Annotated in this window: 13 protein-coding genes and 1 tRNA gene; all 14 read right to left on the reverse strand. The window is 64.1% G+C overall.

Annotated features, from left to right (window positions below; all coding sequences use genetic code 11):
- Positions 1-907 (reverse strand): elongation factor Tu (gene tuf, locus EBL84_RS16035; protein WP_123141715.1); only part of this gene is annotated, 907 nt, incomplete at its 3' end.
- Between the two features lie 25 nt (positions 908-932).
- Positions 933-3,026 (reverse strand): elongation factor G, encoded by a 2,094-nt coding sequence (fusA, locus tag EBL84_RS16040; RefSeq protein WP_123141716.1) that lies wholly within the window; start codon positions 3,024-3,026, stop codon positions 933-935.
- A gap of 41 nt (positions 3,027-3,067) precedes the next feature.
- Positions 3,068-3,538 carry a 30S ribosomal protein S7 gene (gene rpsG, locus EBL84_RS16045; RefSeq protein WP_062276815.1) on the reverse strand — a complete coding sequence of 157 codons (471 nt, stop codon included), beginning with the start codon at positions 3,536-3,538 and terminating at the stop codon, positions 3,068-3,070.
- 30 nt (positions 3,539-3,568) lie between these two features.
- Entirely contained in the window at positions 3,569-3,943 is a 375-nt protein-coding gene (gene rpsL / locus EBL84_RS16050) for a 30S ribosomal protein S12 (protein ID WP_005224646.1), read from the reverse strand.
- A gap of 284 nt (positions 3,944-4,227) precedes the next feature.
- On the reverse strand, positions 4,228-8,748 hold the full coding sequence (rpoC, locus tag EBL84_RS16055) for a DNA-directed RNA polymerase subunit beta' (protein ID WP_123141717.1): 4,521 nt from the start codon (positions 8,746-8,748) through the stop codon (positions 4,228-4,230).
- Between the two features lie 164 nt (positions 8,749-8,912).
- A complete protein-coding gene (rpoB, locus tag EBL84_RS16060) occupies positions 8,913-13,085 on the reverse strand; it encodes a DNA-directed RNA polymerase subunit beta (protein ID WP_123141718.1) in 4,173 nt (1,390 codons plus the stop codon).
- A gap of 231 nt (positions 13,086-13,316) precedes the next feature.
- Entirely contained in the window at positions 13,317-13,694 is a 378-nt protein-coding gene (rplL, locus tag EBL84_RS16065) for a 50S ribosomal protein L7/L12 (protein WP_005224649.1), read from the reverse strand.
- A 58-nt stretch (positions 13,695-13,752) separates the two neighbouring features.
- Positions 13,753-14,280: a 50S ribosomal protein L10 gene (gene rplJ, locus EBL84_RS16070; protein WP_123141719.1), complete on the reverse strand. Its 528-nt coding sequence runs from the start codon at positions 14,278-14,280 to the stop codon at positions 13,753-13,755.
- Positions 14,281-14,581: 301 nt separating this feature from the next.
- Entirely contained in the window at positions 14,582-15,274 is a 693-nt protein-coding gene (gene rplA, locus EBL84_RS16075; protein WP_123141720.1) for a 50S ribosomal protein L1, read from the reverse strand.
- Positions 15,274-15,708: a 50S ribosomal protein L11 gene (gene rplK / locus EBL84_RS16080; protein WP_062276829.1), complete on the reverse strand. Its 435-nt coding sequence runs from the start codon at positions 15,706-15,708 to the stop codon at positions 15,274-15,276. Before rplK ends, rplA begins: the two co-directional genes overlap by 1 nt.
- A gap of 151 nt (positions 15,709-15,859) precedes the next feature.
- Entirely contained in the window at positions 15,860-16,393 is a 534-nt protein-coding gene (nusG, locus tag EBL84_RS16085) for a transcription termination/antitermination protein NusG (protein ID WP_062276832.1), read from the reverse strand.
- A gap of 2 nt (positions 16,394-16,395) precedes the next feature.
- Entirely contained in the window at positions 16,396-16,773 is a 378-nt protein-coding gene (gene secE, locus EBL84_RS16090) for a preprotein translocase subunit SecE (RefSeq protein WP_123141721.1), read from the reverse strand.
- Between the two features lie 32 nt (positions 16,774-16,805).
- A tRNA-Trp gene (locus tag EBL84_RS16095) sits at positions 16,806-16,881 on the reverse strand.
- Between the two features lie 57 nt (positions 16,882-16,938).
- Positions 16,939-17,349: EF-Tu/IF-2/RF-3 family GTPase (locus tag EBL84_RS16100; protein WP_369958126.1), on the reverse strand; the 411-nt coding region annotated here is incomplete at its 5' end.

Raw genomic sequence — 17,349 nt, forward strand, 5'->3', positions numbered from 1 at the left:
GGGTGATGCTGCCGGGCTTGGCCAGCACCTGGCCACGCTCGACGTCCTCACGCTTGGTGCCGCGCAGCAGCACGCCGACGTTGTCACCGGCCTCGCCCTGGTCGAGCAGCTTGCGGAACATCTCCACGCCGGTGCAGGTGGTCTTGGTGGTGTCCTTGATGCCGACGATCTCGACCTCTTCACCGACCTTGATCACGCCACGCTCGACACGACCGGTCACCACGGTACCGCGACCCGAGATCGAGAACACGTCCTCGATCGGCATCAGGAAGGCGCCGTCGATGGCACGCTCGGGCTCGGGGATGTAGCTGTCGAGCGCCTCGACCAGCTTGTCGATGGACGGACCACCGATCTCCGAGGTGTCGCCTTCGAGGGCGAGCTTGGCCGAACCGGTCACGATCGGGGTGTCATCACCCGGGAAGTCGTAGCTCGAGAGCAGCTCGCGCACTTCCATCTCGACGAGCTCGAGGAGCTCGGCGTCGTCGACCATGTCGGCCTTGTTCAGGTAGACGATGATGTAGGGCACGCCGACCTGACGGGAGAGCAGGATGTGCTCGCGGGTCTGGGGCATCGGGCCGTCAGCGGCCGACACCACCAGGATCGCGCCGTCCATCTGCGCCGCACCGGTGATCATGTTCTTCACGTAGTCGGCGTGGCCGGGGCAGTCGACGTGTGCGTAGTGACGCGTATCGGACTCGTACTCGACGTGCGCGGTGGCGATGGTGATACCACGCTCACGCTCTTCCGGGGCGTTGTCGATCTGGTCGTAGGCACGTGCCTCACCACCAAACTTGCGCGCCTGGTGCGTGGTGATCGCAGCCGTCAGCGTGGTCTTGCCGTGGTCGACGTGGCCGATGGTGCCAACGTTGACGTGCGGCTTGCTACGTTCGAATTTTTCTTTGGACATCCCGCTCTACCCTTAACAATCGTTACTATTTCTTGGAGACCGCTTCGGCAATGCTGGCGGGCACCTCGTTGTACTTGGAGAACTCCATGCTGTAGGTCGCACGACCCTGGGTCGCCGAGCGCAGATCGGTTGCGTAACCGAACATCTCGGACAGCGGGACCTCGGCACGGATGACCTTGCCGGAAGGCGCATCCTCCATCCCCTGAATCATGCCGCGACGGCTGTTCAGGTCGCCCATGACGTCGCCCATGTTCTCCTCGGGGGTCACCACCTCGACCTTCATGATCGGCTCGAGCAGCACCGGCTTGGCCTTGGCGGCACCTTCCTTGATGGCCATCGAGCCGGCGATCTTGAACGCCATCTCGCTCGAGTCGACCTCGTGGTAGGAACCGTCGTAAAGGGTGACCTTGACGTCGACCATGGGGAAGCCGGCGATGATGCCGTTCTTCATGGCCTCCTGGATACCTTTGTCGACCGAAGGGATGTATTCCTTCGGTACCACACCACCGACGATGGCGTTGACGAACTCGTAACCGGCACCGGCCTCCTGCGGCTCGATGCGGATGTGCACGTGACCGAACTGACCGCGACCACCGGACTGACGGGCGAACTTGGTCTCCTGCTCGACGGTGGCGCGGATGGTCTCGCGGTAGCTGACCTGAGGCGCGCCGACGTTGGCCTCGACCTTGAACTCGCGACGCATGCGGTCGACGATGATCTCCAGGTGCAGCTCACCCATGCCGGAGATGATGGTCTGACCCGACTCCTCGTCGGTGTGGACACGGAACGAAGGATCTTCCTGCGCCAGCTTCTGCAGCGCGAGACCCATCTTCTCCTGGTCGGTCTTGGTCTTGGGCTCGACCGCGACCGAGATCACCGGCTCGGGGAACTCCATGCGCTCCAGGGTGATGACCTGGTCGAGATCGCACAGGGTGTCACCGGTGGTGACGTCCTTCAGACCGACCGCCGCGGCGATGTCGCCGGCGCGGACTTCCTTGATCTCCTGGCGGTCGTTGGCGTGCATCTGCAGGATACGGCCGACACGCTCCTTCTTGCTCTTGACCGGGTTGTACACGGTGTCACCGGACTTGATGACGCCCGAGTAGACGCGGAAGAAGGTCAGGGTACCGACGAAGGGGTCGGTCGCGATCTTGAACGCCAGCGCGGCGAAGGGCGCGTCGTCGTTCGACGCGCGGGTCGCCTCGCTCTCGTCCTTGTCGTCGAGGATGCCGCGGATGGCGGGCACGTCGACCGGCGAAGGCATGTAGTCGAGCACGGCGTCGAGCATCGCCTGCACACCCTTGTTCTTGAACGCCGAGCCGCACATCATCGGCACGATCTCGTTGTTCAGGGTACGCGTGCGCAGTGCGGCCTTGATCTCGTCCTCGCTGAGCGCTTCGCCCTCGAGGTACTTATCCATCAGCTCTTCGTTGGCCTCGGCCGCAGCCTCGACCATCTTCTCGCGCCACTCGTCGCAGAGCTCGACCAGATCCTCGGGGATGTCGCGGGCCTCGTACTCCATGCCGCGGCTGGCTTCGTCCCAGTAGATCGCCTTCATGCGCACCAGATCGACGACGCCCTGGAAGTCTTCCTCGGCACCGATCGGGATCTGGATCGGCACCGGGTTGGCGCCGAGACGATCCTTCACCTGACCGACGACGCGCAGGAAGTTCGCGCCCATGCGGTCCATCTTGTTGACGAAGGCGAGACGCGGCACGCCGTACTTGTCGGCCTGGCGCCACACGGTCTCGGACTGGGGCTCGACGCCACCGACGGCACAGAACACGGCGCAGGCACCATCGAGCACACGCAGCGAACGCTCGACTTCGATGGTGAAGTCGACGTGCCCGGGGGTGTCGATGATGTTGACGCGATGCTCAGGGCGGTCACGGTCCATGCCGGACCAGAAGCAGGTGGTCGCCGCGGAGGTGATGGTGATACCACGCTCCTGCTCCTGCTCCATCCAGTCCATGGTGGCGGCACCATCATGCACCTCACCAATCTTGTGAGAGATCCCGGTGTAGAACAGGATGCGCTCTGTGGTGGTGGTCTTCCCGGCATCGATATGCGCCATGATGCCAAGGTTGCGATACCGCTCGATTGGGGTGCTACGTGCCACGACTGAATCCGCCCTGATTGATCAAAAAATGCTTTGCGAAACTACCAGCGGTAGTGCGAGAAGGCCTTGTTGGCCTCGGCCATGCGGTGCGTGTCTTCTTTCTTCTTGACCGCAGAACCACGCGACTCGGCGGCGTCCATCAGTTCACCGGCCAGACGCTGCGCCATGGACTTCTCGGAGCGCTTGCGCGCAGCATCGATCAGCCAACGCATTGCCAGCGAGTTACGACGGGTGGGACGCACCTCGACCGGCACCTGATAGGTCGCACCACCGACGCGGCGGGACTTGACCTCGACCGCGGGGCGAACATTCTCCATCGCCTGCTCGAGCAGCTCGATGGGCTCGGCGCCCTTCTTCTCGGCGATCTGGTCGAGCGCGTTGTAAATGATGCGCTCGGCGACGGACTTCTTCCCGTCTTCCATCATCATGTTGATGAACTTGGTCAACAGCTCGCTTCCGTGCTTGGGATCCGGCAGGATCTGGCGACGTGCGGCAACGCGTCTTCTCGGCATGATCTACTCCGACCTAAATTGGATACTGACTCAGCTCTTCGGGCGCTTGGCGCCGTACTTGGAACGACCCTGACGCCGCTTCTCGACACCCGAGGTATCCAGCGTGCCGCGCACGGTGTGGTAACGAACACCCGGCAAGTCCTTGACACGACCACCGCGGATCAGCACCACCGAGTGCTCCTGCAGGTTGTGGCCTTCACCACCGATGTAGGAAGCCACCTCGTAGCCGTTGGTCAGACGCACACGTGCAACCTTACGCAGTGCGGAGTTCGGCTTCTTCGGGGTGGTGGTGTACACACGGGTGCAGACACCACGACGCTGCGGACAAGCCTCGAGGGCCGGCACATTGCTCTTCGCCACGTTCCGCTTGCGGGGCTTCCGCACGAGTTGGTTGATCGTTGCCATGCAATCAGTCTCCAGGGGCGCCCTCGCGCCAAATTCAGGGAGTCAAACGACGCCTGCACGGCAGCAGGCCGCATTGCAGCCAGTACGTCCGCACGGATTCGATCGATTGACTCGGGGACCGGGCAGATTTGCCCAGACCAAGGAACCGGACCAAGAAAATAAGGCCAGCCAACCCATTGGCTGGCTAGCTGAGACAGAGCAGTATAGGGAGTGACCCTAAACGTGTCAACCTCCCTAACTGCCCGATCTTTCTTGGAATGAAACGCCTTTCGGCATGCCGCGGATCAGTCGGCCGCGGAGGTATTGAGCGCCTTCTTCAGTGCCTCTTCCAACTCCTCCGCATCCATCTCGACCTTGCCGCCAGCGGCCTGCAGGTCGAGTTGACGCTGACGTCGGCGCTCGAGATGCGACGACAGGCCGGTGCCGGCGGGGATCAGACGACCGACGATGACGTTCTCCTTGAGGCCGGCGAGGTGGTCGACCGAACCACGCACCGCCGCTTCGGTCAGCACTCGGGTGGTCTCCTGGAAGGAGGCCGCCGAGATGAACGACTCGGTGGCGAGCGAGGCCTTGGTGATACCCAGCAGCAGCGGCTCGAAGAGCGCCGGCTGCTTGTCCTCGGCCATCATCCGCTTGTTCTCGTCGAGCACGGCGGTGTACTCCACCTGCTCGCCACGCAGCAGACGGGTGTCGCCCGGGGCGGTGATCTCGACCTTGCGCAGCATCTGGCGAACGATCACCTCGATGTGCTTGTCGTTGATCTTCACGCCCTGCAGCCGGTAGACGTCCTGGATCTCCTTGACCAGATACTCGGCCAGCGCGGTCACGCCCTTCAGACGCAGGATGTCGTGCAGCGCCAGCTCGCCGTCGGCGATCACCTCGCCACGCTCGACACGCTCGCCCTCGAACACGTTGACGTTACGCCACTTCGGGATCAGCTCCTCGACCGTCTCACCGTCATCGGTGGTGATGATCAGGCGCTGCTTGCCCTTGGTGTCCTTGCCGAAGCCGATGGTCCCGCTGGCCTCGGCGAGCAATGCCGGCTCCTTCGGCTTGCGCGCCTCGAACAGGTCGGCCACGCGCGGCAGACCACCGGTGATGTCACGCGTCTTACTCGACTCCTGCGGGATACGCGCAAGCACGTCGCCGACCCCGACCATGGCGCCGTCGTCGACGCTGACGATCGCGCCCGAGGGCAGGAAGTAGCGCGCCGGCAGGTCGGTACCCGCGATGTTGAGCTCGTTGCCCTGCTCGTCGAGCAGCTTGACCATCGGGCGCAGGTCCTTGCCGGTAGCCGGACGCTGCTTGGGATCGATGACCACGCGCGAGGTCAGACCGGTGACATCATCGGTCTGGGCCTGCACCGTCACGCCCTCGATGAAGTCGGCGAAGGCGAGCTTACCGGCCACCTCGGTGATGACCGGGTGGGTGTGCGGGTCCCAGGTCGCGACCACGTCACCGGGGTTGACCTGCTGGCCGTCGGCCACGCCCAGGGTGGCGCCATAAGGCACCTTGTAGCGCTCCTTCTCCATGCCGCGCTCGTCGACCACGGTCAGCTCGCCGGAGCGCGACACCGCCACCAGGTTGCCCGAGTGGTGCTCGACGGTCTTGATGTTGTGCAGTCGCACCGAACCGCCGTTCTTAATGTCGATGCTGTTGACCGCCGCCGCACGCGAGGCCGCACCACCGATGTGGAAGGTGCGCATGGTGAGCTGGGTACCCGGCTCACCGATCGACTGCGCCGCGATGACGCCGACGGCCTCGCCGATGTTGACCCGATGGCCACGCGCCAGGTCGCGACCATAGCACTGGGCGCAGACGCCGAGGCGCGACTCACAGGTGATCGGCGAGCGCACCCGCACCTGGTCGATGCCCTTCTCCTCGAAGCGCTCGACCCAGCGCTCGTCGAGCAGGGTACCCGCGGGGCAGACCAGCTCGTCGGTCCCCGGGCGGTAGACGTCGACCGCTGCGACACGACCGAGGATGCGCTCGCGCAGCGGCTCGACCACGTCGCCGCCCTCGATGATCGGGGCCATCAGCAGGCCCTGATCGGTGCCGCAGTCCTGCTCGAGCACCACCATGTCCTGGGCGACGTCGACCAGACGACGGGTCAGGTAACCCGAGTTGGCGGTCTTCAGCGCGGTATCGGCCAGACCCTTACGCGCGCCGTGGGTCGAGATGAAGTACTGGATGACGTTCAGACCCTCGCGGAAGTTCGCGGTGATCGGGGTCTCGATGATCGAGCCGTCCGGCTTGGCCATCAGACCACGCATACCGGCGAGCTGACGGATCTGCGCCGCCGAGCCACGTGCGCCGGAGTCGGCCATCATGAAGATCGAGTTGAACGAGTCCTGACGACGCTGCTCGGCCAGACGCTGATCGAGCGCGGCCAGGGCGCTCTTGACCCGACCCCGCACCTCGACCGAGTCGACCTGATCGAGATCGCCGAAGGCGTCGAGTTCGGCGCGCGCACCGCTGAGCAGTGCATCGAACTCGCCGACGAAGGACTTGGCATCGAGTTCACCGGACTCGAGACGAGCACCGAGTTCGGCGGCCGCACCCTGCAGCCGGTCGAACAGCCGGCGCGCGGCCAGATGCTGCTCGGCATCGTCGGCCACCAGCTCGTAGACCGCCTGGCGGTACTCACCGAGGAAGCGCAGCGCCTCATAGGCCGGGCGAGTCTCCGCGACCGAGCCACCGAGCTTGCTCATCATCGACTTGGCGACCCGGTCGTTGGTGTGCGACCAGATGTCGACGACCTTGTTGTAGCGCTCGCCGTTGGTGACCAGACCCGAGGAGTACTGGTCCTGGATCTCCTTGACCTCCTTCTCGGCGCCGGCCAGGATCTCCGTCTTCTCCTCCGGCACCTCCATGTCCTCGAGACCGATCGAGGCACCGGCGCGGGTGGCCATGCGGAAGCCCAGATACATGATCTGGTCGGCGAAGACCACGGTGTCCTTGAGACCGAGACGGCGATAGCAGACGTTGATCAGACGCGAGATCTGCTTCTTGCCCATCGGCCGATCGACCAGATCGAAGGGCAGCCCGGTGGGGACGATGGCGAACACCAGGGCGCGGCCCAGGGTGGTCTCCTTGATCGAGGTCTGCTCGCGACGATTGCCGTCCTGGTCCTGGATCACCTCGTGGATGCGTACCCGACAGCGCGCGTGGAGGTCTGCCTGCCCGGTCTCGTAGGCGCGACGCGCCTCGTCGATGTCGGCAAACAGGCTGCCCTCGCCCTTGGCGCCGATGCGCTCACGGGTCATGTAGTAGAGCCCGAGCACCACGTCCTGCGAGGGCACGATGATCGGCTCGCCGTTGGCCGGCGAGAGGATGTTGTTCGAGGCCATCATCAACGCCCGCGCCTCGAGCTGAGCCTCGAGCGAGAGCGGCACGTGCACGGCCATCTGGTCGCCGTCGAAGTCGGCGTTGAAGGCGGTACAGACCAGCGGGTGGAGCTGGATCGCCTTACCCTCGATCAGCACCGGCTCGAAGGCCTGGATGCCGAGACGGTGCAGGGTCGGGGCGCGGTTGAGCATCACCGGGTGCTCGCGGATGACCTCCTCGAGGATGTCCCACACCTCGGGGGTGCCGCGCTCGACCATCTTCTTGGCGGCCTTGATGGTGGCGGCCAGCCCGCGCAACTGCAGCTTGCTGAAGATGAACGGCTTGAACAGCTCCAGGGCCATGCGCTTGGGCAGACCGCACTGGTGCAGCTTGAGATAGGGGCCGACGACGATGACCGAACGGCCGGAGTAGTCGACACGCTTACCGAGCAGGTTCTGGCGGAAGCGCCCCTGCTTGCCCTTGATCATGTCGGCGAGCGACTTCAGCGGGCGCTTGTTGGTGCCGGTGATGGCGCGACCGCGACGACCGTTGTCGAGCAGCGCATCGACCGACTCCTGGAGCATGCGCTTCTCGTTGCGCACGATGATGTCGGGCGCGACCAGATCGAGCAGACGCTTGAGTCGGTTGTTGCGGTTGATGACGCGACGATAGAGATCGTTGAGGTCCGAGGTCGCGAAGCGGCCACCGTCGAGCGGCACCAGCGGACGCAGCTCCGGGGGCAGCACCGGCAGCACGGTGAGGATCATCCACTCGGCACGGTTGCCCGATTCGAGCAGCGACTCGAGCAGCTTGAGACGCTTGGAGAGCTTCTTGATCTTGGTCTCGGAGTTGGTGCTCTCGATCTCCTCGCGCATCCGCCGCACTTCGGCGGCCATGTCGATGGTGCGCAGCAGCTCGTAGACGGCCTCGGCGCCCATGCGCGCGTCGAACTCGTCACCGTGCGCCTCGAGGGCGTCGAGATACTGCTCGTCGTTGAGCAGCTGGCCGCGTTCGAGATCCTGCACCAGGCCCGGATCGATGACCACGAAGGACTCGAAGTAGAGGATGCGCTCGATGTCGCGCAACGTCATGTCGAGCAGCAGGCCGATGCGCGAGGGCAGCGACTTGAGGAACCAGATGTGCGCCACCGGGCTGGCCAGATCGATGTGGCCCATGCGCTCGCGGCGCACCTTGGCCAGGGTCACCTCGACGCCACACTTCTCGCAGACCACGCCACGGTGCTTGAGGCGCTTGTACTTGCCGCAGATGCACTCGTAGTCGGTGATCGGGCCGAAGATCTTGGCGCAGAACAGCCCGTCGCGCTCCGGCTTGAAGGTGCGATAGTTGATGGTCTCGGGCTTCTTGACCTCGCCGAAGGACCAGGAACGGATCATCTCGGGGGAGGCAAGTCCGATCTTGATCGCGTCGAATTCGAGTGCCTGGCCCTGTTGCTTGATGATTTTCAGTAGATCTTTCAAGACCTTAATCTCCTGCCTGCGATAACCGGCTAAGCGCTAGCCCCACATGCGTCGCGTGCGTGGTGCGTAGGGTGCGGTGAGGCACGAACCGCACGGTCGCCAGATCATTGAAAGGACGCACTCCCCCACTCGGGGGGAATGCGTCCCGCGGCTTAATGGCTCGGTTAGTCCTGCTGCAACTCGACGTTGATCGCGAGCGAGCGGATCTCCTTGACCAGCACGTTGAACGACTCGGGCATGCCCGCCTCCATGCGATGGTCTCCGTCGACGATGTTCTTGTACATCTTGGTCCGACCGTTGACGTCGTCCGACTTCACCGTGAGCATCTCCTGCAGGGTGTAGGCGGCACCATAGGCCTCCAATGCCCAGACCTCCATCTCACCGAAGCGCTGACCACCGAACTGGGCCTTGCCGCCGAGCGGCTGCTGGGTGACCAGGCTGTAGGGACCGGTGGAACGGGCGTGCATCTTGTCGTCGACCAGGTGGTTGAGCTTGATCATGTACATGTAGCCGACGGTGACCGGACGCTCGAACTGCTCACCGGAGCGACCATCGAACAGGATGGTCTGACCACTGGGCACGCCCTGCGCGGTGTTGTCACGATCGGCCAGACGCAGCATGGCCTTGATCTCGTCCTCGGTGGCGCCGTCGAACACCGGCGTGGCCAGCGGCACACCCCGGGTGAGGTTGCGGGCGAGTTCGAGGATCTCGTCATCGCTGAACTCGTCGAGCGACTCGCGCTTGCCACTGGTGTTGTAGATCTTGTCGAGCAGCTCGCGCAGCTCGGCGATCTTGGCCTGGGCCTGGAGCATCTTGCCGATCTTCACGCCGAGGCCGTTGGCGGCCCAGCCGAGATGGGTCTCGAGCACCTGACCGACGTTCATGCGCGAAGGCACGCCGAGCGGGTTGAGCACGATATCGACCGGCTCGCCGTCGGCCGAGAACGGCATGTCCTCGACCGGCACCACCTTGGAGATGACACCCTTGTTACCGTGACGGCCGGCCATCTTGTCACCCGGCTGGATGCGCCGCTTCACCGCCACGTAGACCTTGACCATCTTGAGCACACCGGGGGCGAGGTCGTCGCCGCTGGCGATCTTGCGCTTCTTGGTCTCGTAGCGCTCGCGGAACTCGTCGCGCTGCTGCTTGACCTGGGCGGCGACCGCCTCGAGCTGGGTGGCGATGTCCTCGTCCTGCATGCGGATCTCGAACCAGAGATCACGCGAGCCACGCGACACCAGATCCTGCAGGTAGTCGCTGGTGATCTCGGCGCCAGGACGCAGACCCCCGGGGCCACCGTCGGCGACCTTGCCGACGAGCATGCGCTCGACACGGTGGAAGGTGTCGTTCTCCATGATCCGCTGCTGGTCGGCGAAGTCCTTGCGCACGCGGTCGAGTTCCATCTCCTCGATCTGCTGGGCACGCTTGTCCTTCTCCACCCCGTCGCGGGTGAACACCTGGACGTCGACCACGGTGCCGTTCATGCCCGAGGGCAGACGCAGCGAGGTGTCCTTCACGTCCGAGGCCTTCTCGCCGAAGATCGCGCGCAGCAGCTTCTCCTCGGGGGTGAGCTGGGTCTCGCCCTTGGGCGTGACCTTGCCGACCAGGATGTCGCCGTCGCGCACCTCGGCGCCGACATAGACGATGCCCGACTCGTCGAGCTTGGAGAGCGCCGCCTCACCGACATTGGGGATATCGCTGGTGATCTCCTCCGGGCCGAGCTTGGTATCGCGCGCCAGACAGGAGAGCTCCTCGATGTGGATGCTGGTGAAGCGATCCTCCTGCACCACCCGCTCGGAGATGAGGATGGAGTCCTCGAAGTTGTAGCCGTTCCAGGGCATGAAGGCCACGCGCAGGTTCTGACCGAGGGCGAGCTCGCCCATGTCGGTCGAGGGCCCGTCGGCGAGCACGTCGCCACGCGTCACCACATCGTTCGGACGTACCAGCGGACGCTGGTTGATGCAGGTGTTCTGGTTGGAACGGGTGTACTTGGTGAGGTTGTAGATGTCGACACCAGGCACGCCGGGCACGGCCTCGTCGTCGTTGACCCGCACCACGATGCGCGCGGCGTCGACCGACTCGATCACACCGCCGCGACGCGCCACCACACAGACCCCGGAGTCCTTGGCCACCACACGCTCGATGCCGGTGCCGACCAGCGGCTTCTCGGCACGCAGCGTCGGCACCGCCTGACGCTGCATGTTCGAGCCCATGAGCGCACGGTTGGCGTCGTCGTGCTCGAGGAAGGGGATCAGCGACGCGGCCACCGACACCACCTGACGCGGCGAGACGTCCATGTAGTTCACCTCTTCGGGTGCCTTCATGGTGAACTCGTTGGCGTGACGGCAGGAGACCAGGGCATCGGTCAGGCGACTCTCTTCATCGAGCGCGGCGTTGGCCTGGGCGATGACGTAGTTGCCCTCCTCGATCGCCGAGAGATAGTGGATCTCGTCGGTGACGCGGCCGTCCTCGACCCGCCGATAGGGGGTCTCGAGGAAGCCGTAGGCGTTGGTGCGGGCATAGACCGCGAGCGAGTTGATCAGACCGATGTTCGGGCCTTCAGGGGTCTCGATCGGGCAGACGCGACCATAGTGGGTCGGGTGCACGTCGCGCACCTCGAAGCCGGCACGCTCGCGGGCCAGACCGCCCGGACCGAGCGCCGAGACACGACGCTTGTGGGTGACCTCGGAGAGCGGGTTGTTCTGGTCCATGAACTGCGAGAGCTGACTGGAGCCGAAGAACTCCTTGATCGCCGCCGAGACCGGCTTGGCGTTGATCAGCTCCTGCGGCATCAGCCCCTCGGACTCGGCCAGCGAGAGACGCTCCTTGACCGCGCGCTCGACACGCACCAGACCGACGCGGAACTGGTTCTCGGCCATCTCGCCGACGCAGCGGATACGACGGTTGCCGAGATGGTCGATGTCGTCGACCGCACCGCGACCGTTGCGCAGTTCGACCAGCACCCGGAGCGCGTCGATGATGTCGGAGCTGTCGCCGTACTTGGCCAGCAGATCCTGGGAGAAGGCATCGGTGCGATCACGGAAGTAATGACCGTCGTAGACCACGCCCGGGCCTTCCTCGTTCTCGCGACCGAGGCGGCGATTGAACTTCATCCGGCCAACGGCCGAGAGGTCGTAGCGATCCGGGGTGAAGAACAGGTTGTGGAACAGGTTCTGGGCGGCCTCCTTGGTCGGCGGCTCGCCCGGGCGCATCATCCGGTAGATCTCGATCTGGGCGTCGAGATCACTGGTGGTGTTGTCGATGCGCAGGGTCTCGGAGATGTAGGGCCCCTGGTCGAGATCGTTGACGAACAGGGTCTCGATGCGCTCGATGCCCTTCTCGAACAGGGTCTGCAGCATCTCCGGGGTAATGATGCTGTTGGCCTCGGCCAGCACCTCACCGGTGTCGGTATCGATCTGGTCACGCGCAAGGATGCGCCCGAGCAGGAAGTCGATCGGCACCTCCAGCTGCTCGACGCCGGCCTTCTGCAGCTCGCGGATGTGGCGCGCGGTGACGCGGCGACCGGACTCGACCAGCACCTCGTCGCCGATCTTGACGTCGAAGCTCACGGTCTCGCCGCGCAGCCGCTCGGGGACCAGATCGAAGGAGATCTGGCGCTTGGCGAGATGGAAGGTATCGGTCTCGAAGAACCGCTCGAGGATCTCCTCGACGGTGTAACCGAGCGCGCGCAGCAGCACCGTCGCCGGCAGCTTGCGGCGACGGTCGATACGCACGAAGACGTTGTCCTTGGGATCGAACTCGAAGTCGAGCCAGGAGCCACGATAGGGGATGACGCGCGCGGAGAACAGCAGCTTGCCCGAGGAGTGGGTCTTGCCCTTGTCGTGGTCGAAGAAGACACCGGGCGAACGGTGCAGCTGCGAGACGATGACACGCTCGGTGCCATTGATGATGAAGGTGCCGGTCTCGGTCATGAGCGGCAGCTCGCCCATGTAGACCTCTTGCTCGCGAACGTCCTTGACGACCTTGGAGCCCGCCGGGGCATCCTTGTCGTAGATTACCAGACGCAGCAGTACGCGCAGCGGCGCGGCGAAGGTGGCGCCGCGCAGATGGCACTCACGCTCATCGAAGACCGGCTCGCCGAGCCGATACTTCACATATTCGAGGACGGCATTGCCGGAATAGCTCTCGATCGGGAAAACGGACTTGAAGGCGGCGTGCAATCCGACGTCCCGCCGCCCCCGCTCGGAGGTATCGGCCTGCAGGAACTCGCGATAGGAGTTGATCTGTGTGGCCAGCAGGAACGGCACGTCCAGGATGCTGGGACGCTTGCCGAAGTCTTTGCGGATGCGCTTTTTTTCGGTGAACGAATAGGCCATTATGCCTTCCCTCGAGGTGCTTACTATGGTCCCTAACGGGGCATGGACTCTGGTGCAGGTTGCGGTCGGCGAGGATCAGCCGCGCAGCCGATCGGGGATCTAGCGCCAACCTCGGCGTCGGAGCCTCGATGCGAGACGCCGCGGGGTTGTTCGGCCCCAACGGGAAAAGGCCGGCGGCTCGTCGCCGCCAGCCCGAACGCTCCGCCGAAGACGTGGCGAGGCAATGCGCCCTTACTTGATTTCGACGCTTGCGCCAGCCTCTTCGAGCTGCTTCTTGGCCTCTTCGGCCTCGTCCTTCGAAACGCCTTCCTTCAGGGTGGTCGGAGCGCCTTCGACGGCCTCCTTCGCTTCCTTCAGGCCAAGACCGGTGAGGCCGCGGACAGCCTTGATGACGGCAACCTTGTTGGAGCCGAACGAGGCGAGCACGACGTCGAACTCGGTCTTCTCTTCAGCGGCGGCAGCATCGCCACCAGCGGCGGCCGGAGCAGCGGCAACGGCGGCAGCGGCGGTCACGCCGAACTTCTCTTCCATCGCTTCGATCAGCTCCACGACCTCGAGCACGGTCATGTTGCCAATCGCTTCGAGGATCTCGTCTTTCGAAACGGCCATGGGGATCTCCTAGGGATGAATACTGTTGATCGAACTGGTTCGGGATCGGAAGCGCCTATCAGGCGGCTTCCTTGGCATCGCGAATCGCGGCAACGGTGCGCACGAGCTTGCCCGGCACCTCGTTGATGGTCGCTGCGAGCTTCTGCACCGGAGCCTTCATGGTAGCCATGAGCATGCTGACGGCCTGATCGTAGGTCGGCATCTTCGCGAGATTACCGAGCTCCGAGGCAGGCAGCAGCTTGCCGCCCAGGGCGATGAGACGCACCTGGAACTTGTCATGGTCCTTGGCGAAGGCCTCGGCGACACGTGCGGCCGAGCCCGGATCTTCCTGCGAGAATGCAAGGATCAGCGGGCCGGTGAGACCCTCCTGCATGCACGCGAAGTCCGTGCCTTCCAGCGCGCGACGCGCCAGGGTATTCTTGACCACGCGAACATAGACGCCGGCCTTGCGTGCTTCCACGCGCAGCTGGGTCAGCTGATCGACGGTCAAGCCCCGGTACTCGGCACCGATGGCCGAGTAAGCGCTCTTGGCGACTTCCGCGACTTCGGCGACGATCGCTTCTTTCTGGGCGAAATTCAGCGCCACTTCGTCACCTCCTGACTATATAAACCCCGGTTCATCCGGGGCGCATGCCATGGATGTGCATCCTGCGACTCCACGACATACAGAGAGCGTGCACCGTCATCAGTCATTGACTTGATTCTGGAGCACCGTCTGCGCAGGCGGGACACCCCCCATTGAGTCATCCATGCGCACACTCCGATGCGCCGAGGAAGACACCTGCGGTCTTTGACGGTCCCCGACCGTGAGATCGGGGCCCCAAAGATGTTCGAACCACGAAGGCGTTGCCTTCGCGCCCCGGGCGCCAGGCCCGGGGACGTCGCACTCAGATCAGGCCCGAGTGGTCGACGGTCAGGCCCGGCCCCATGGTGGTGGAGACCGTCACCTGCTGCATGTAGACGCCCTTGGCGCTTGCCGGCTTGGCCTTGACCAGGTTGGTCAACAGCGCCTCGAGGTTCTCGCGCAGCTGCGCCGGCTCGAAGTCGGCCTTGCCGATCGGGCAGTGGATGATGCCCGCCTTGTCGGTGCGATAGCGCACCTGACCGGCCTTGGCATTGCGCACGGCCTCGGCGACGTCGGCGGTCACGGTGCCGACCTTCGGGTTCGGCATCAGGCCGCGGGGACCGAGCACCTTACCGAGCTGGCCGACGATGCGCATCGCATCCGGGGAGGCGATGACCACGTCGAAGTCCAGGTTGCCGGCCTTGACCTCTTCGGCCAGATCCTCGAAACCGACCTTGTCGGCACCGGCTTCCTTGGCGGCCTCGGCGTTGGCGCCCTGGGTGAACACGGCCACACGCACGGTCTTGCCGGTGCCGTTGGGCAGCACGGTGGAACCACGCACGACCTGATCCGACTTACGCGGATCGACACCGAGATTGACGGCAACGTCGACGCTCTCGGAGAACTTCACCTGGGAGAGTTCCTTGAGCAGCTCGAAGGCCTCTTCGGGCGCATAGAGCTTGCCTGCCTCGACCCGCTCACGGATCGCGCGCATACGCTTGGTCAGCTTGGCCATCAGTTCACCCCCTCGACGTCGAGACCCATGGCGCGGGCGCTACCGGCGATGGTGCGCACGGCGGCGTCCATGTCGGCGGCGGTCAGGTCCGCCATCTTGGTGGTCGCGATCTGCTCGAGCTGCTCGCGGGTCACCACGCCGACCTTGGCGGTGTTGGGCGTCGCGCTGCCCTTGCTGATGCCAGCTGCCTTCTTCAGCAGGATGGCCGCAGGCGGCGTCTTGGTGATGAAGGTGAAGCTGCGATCGGAGTAAACGGTGATGACCACCGGGATCGGCAGACCCTTCTCGACGTCCTGCGTCTTGGCGTTGAACGCCTTGCAGAACTCCATGATGTTGACGCCGTGCTGACCGAGTGCCGGGCCGACTGGCGGGCTCGGGTTGGCCTCACCGGCCTTGACCTGCAGCTTGATGTAGGCTGTGATCTTTTTTGCCACAATGATTCTCCAAATGGGTGCAAGCGCCAGGGGTTATGAGACCTTGGCTCCCCATGTCAGACCCCCGGGCGGGGGCTTGTACGAAGGTCGTCACCAATGCAGCAACGACCGGGATGCGCCGCATCGCCGGAGATGACGATGCGGGATGCGATCAACCCTTTTCGACTTGAGAGAACTCGAGATCGACTGGAGTGGCGCGACCGAAGATCAGCACCGAGACCTTGACCCGGCTCTTTTCGTAATCGACATCCTCGACCACACCGTTGAAGTCGGTGAATGGTCCATCGATCACGCGCACGACCTCTCCCGGCTCGTAGATCACCTTCGGACGCGGCTTCTCGCCACCTTCCTCAAGGCGTTGCAGGATGGCCTGGGCCTGGGATTCGGGAATGGGTGCAGGACGATCACCGGTTCCACCGATGAAGCCCATGACCTTGGGAACGCTCTTGACGAGGTGCCAGGTCTCGTCGGTCAACTCCATGTTGACCAGGACGTAACCCGGGAAGAACTTACGCTCACTCTTGCGCTGCTGACCGCCGCGCACCTCGACGACCTCTTCGGTCGGGACCAGGATCATCCCGAACAGGTCCTCGAGACCGGCACGCTTGATGCGATCCTCAAGAGAACGCTTGACTTGCCCCTCGAACCCCGAGTAAGCGTGGATGACGTACCACCGCTGTGCCATCTTCAGCCCCCTTGACCGGTCAGGAAACGCAGGATTCCCATCAGCATCATATCGAACAGCCAGAGGACGATACCGACGATCAGGACCATGACGATGACCACCAGCGTGGTCTGAATGGTTTCCTGCCGCGAAGGCCAGACGACCTTGCGGACCTCCATGCGCGCATCACCTGCGAACTGCCACAGGGTACGACCACGCTCGGTCTTGAAGACTGCGAACGCCGCGACACCCGAGATGATCAGCAGACCGACGACCGCCAACAGGGTCGAGAGGGGCTTGAGGAGGTAGAAGGCAACGATACCGCCGACCAACAAAAAAGCAGCGGCGACCAGCTTGAGTGTATCCAAGCTGGCGCCACGGGCTTCTGCGCGTGAATTCATGGATTCGCGTGTCGCCTAAGCGATGAGTTGTATGGCAGGCCAGGAGGGACTCGAACCCCCAACCTGCGGTTTTGGAGACCGCTGCTCTGCCAATTGAGCTACTGGCCTAGAAACTAGGTTTTCCGAGTCACGCACCCGGAGGGTGCGTGACCGGAGATCAAGCAATTACTCGATGATCTTGGAGACCACGCCGGCGCCGACGGTACGACCACCCTCGCGAACAGCGAAGCGCAGGCCCTCTTCCATCGCGATCGGCGCGATCAGCTGGACGGTCATCTTGACGTTGTCGCCAGGCATGACCATCTCGATGCCCTCGGGCAGCTCGCAGGCACCAGTCACGTCGGTGGTGCGGAAGTAGAACTGCGGACGATAGCCGTTGAAGAAGGGGGTGTGACGACCGCCCTCTTCCTTGCTCAGCACGTACACCTCGGCCTCGAAGTGGGTGTGCGGGGTGATGCTGCCGGGCTTGGCCAGCACCTGGCCACGCTCGACGTCCTCACGCTTGGTGCCGCGCAGCAGCACGCCGACGTTGTCACCGGCCTCGCCCTGGTCGAGCAGCTTGCGGAACATCTCCAC

The sequence above is a fragment of the Marichromatium sp. AB31 genome (assembly GCF_003718685.1).
In the GTDB taxonomy this organism is placed as follows: Bacteria; Pseudomonadota; Gammaproteobacteria; order Chromatiales; family Chromatiaceae; genus Marichromatium; species Marichromatium gracile.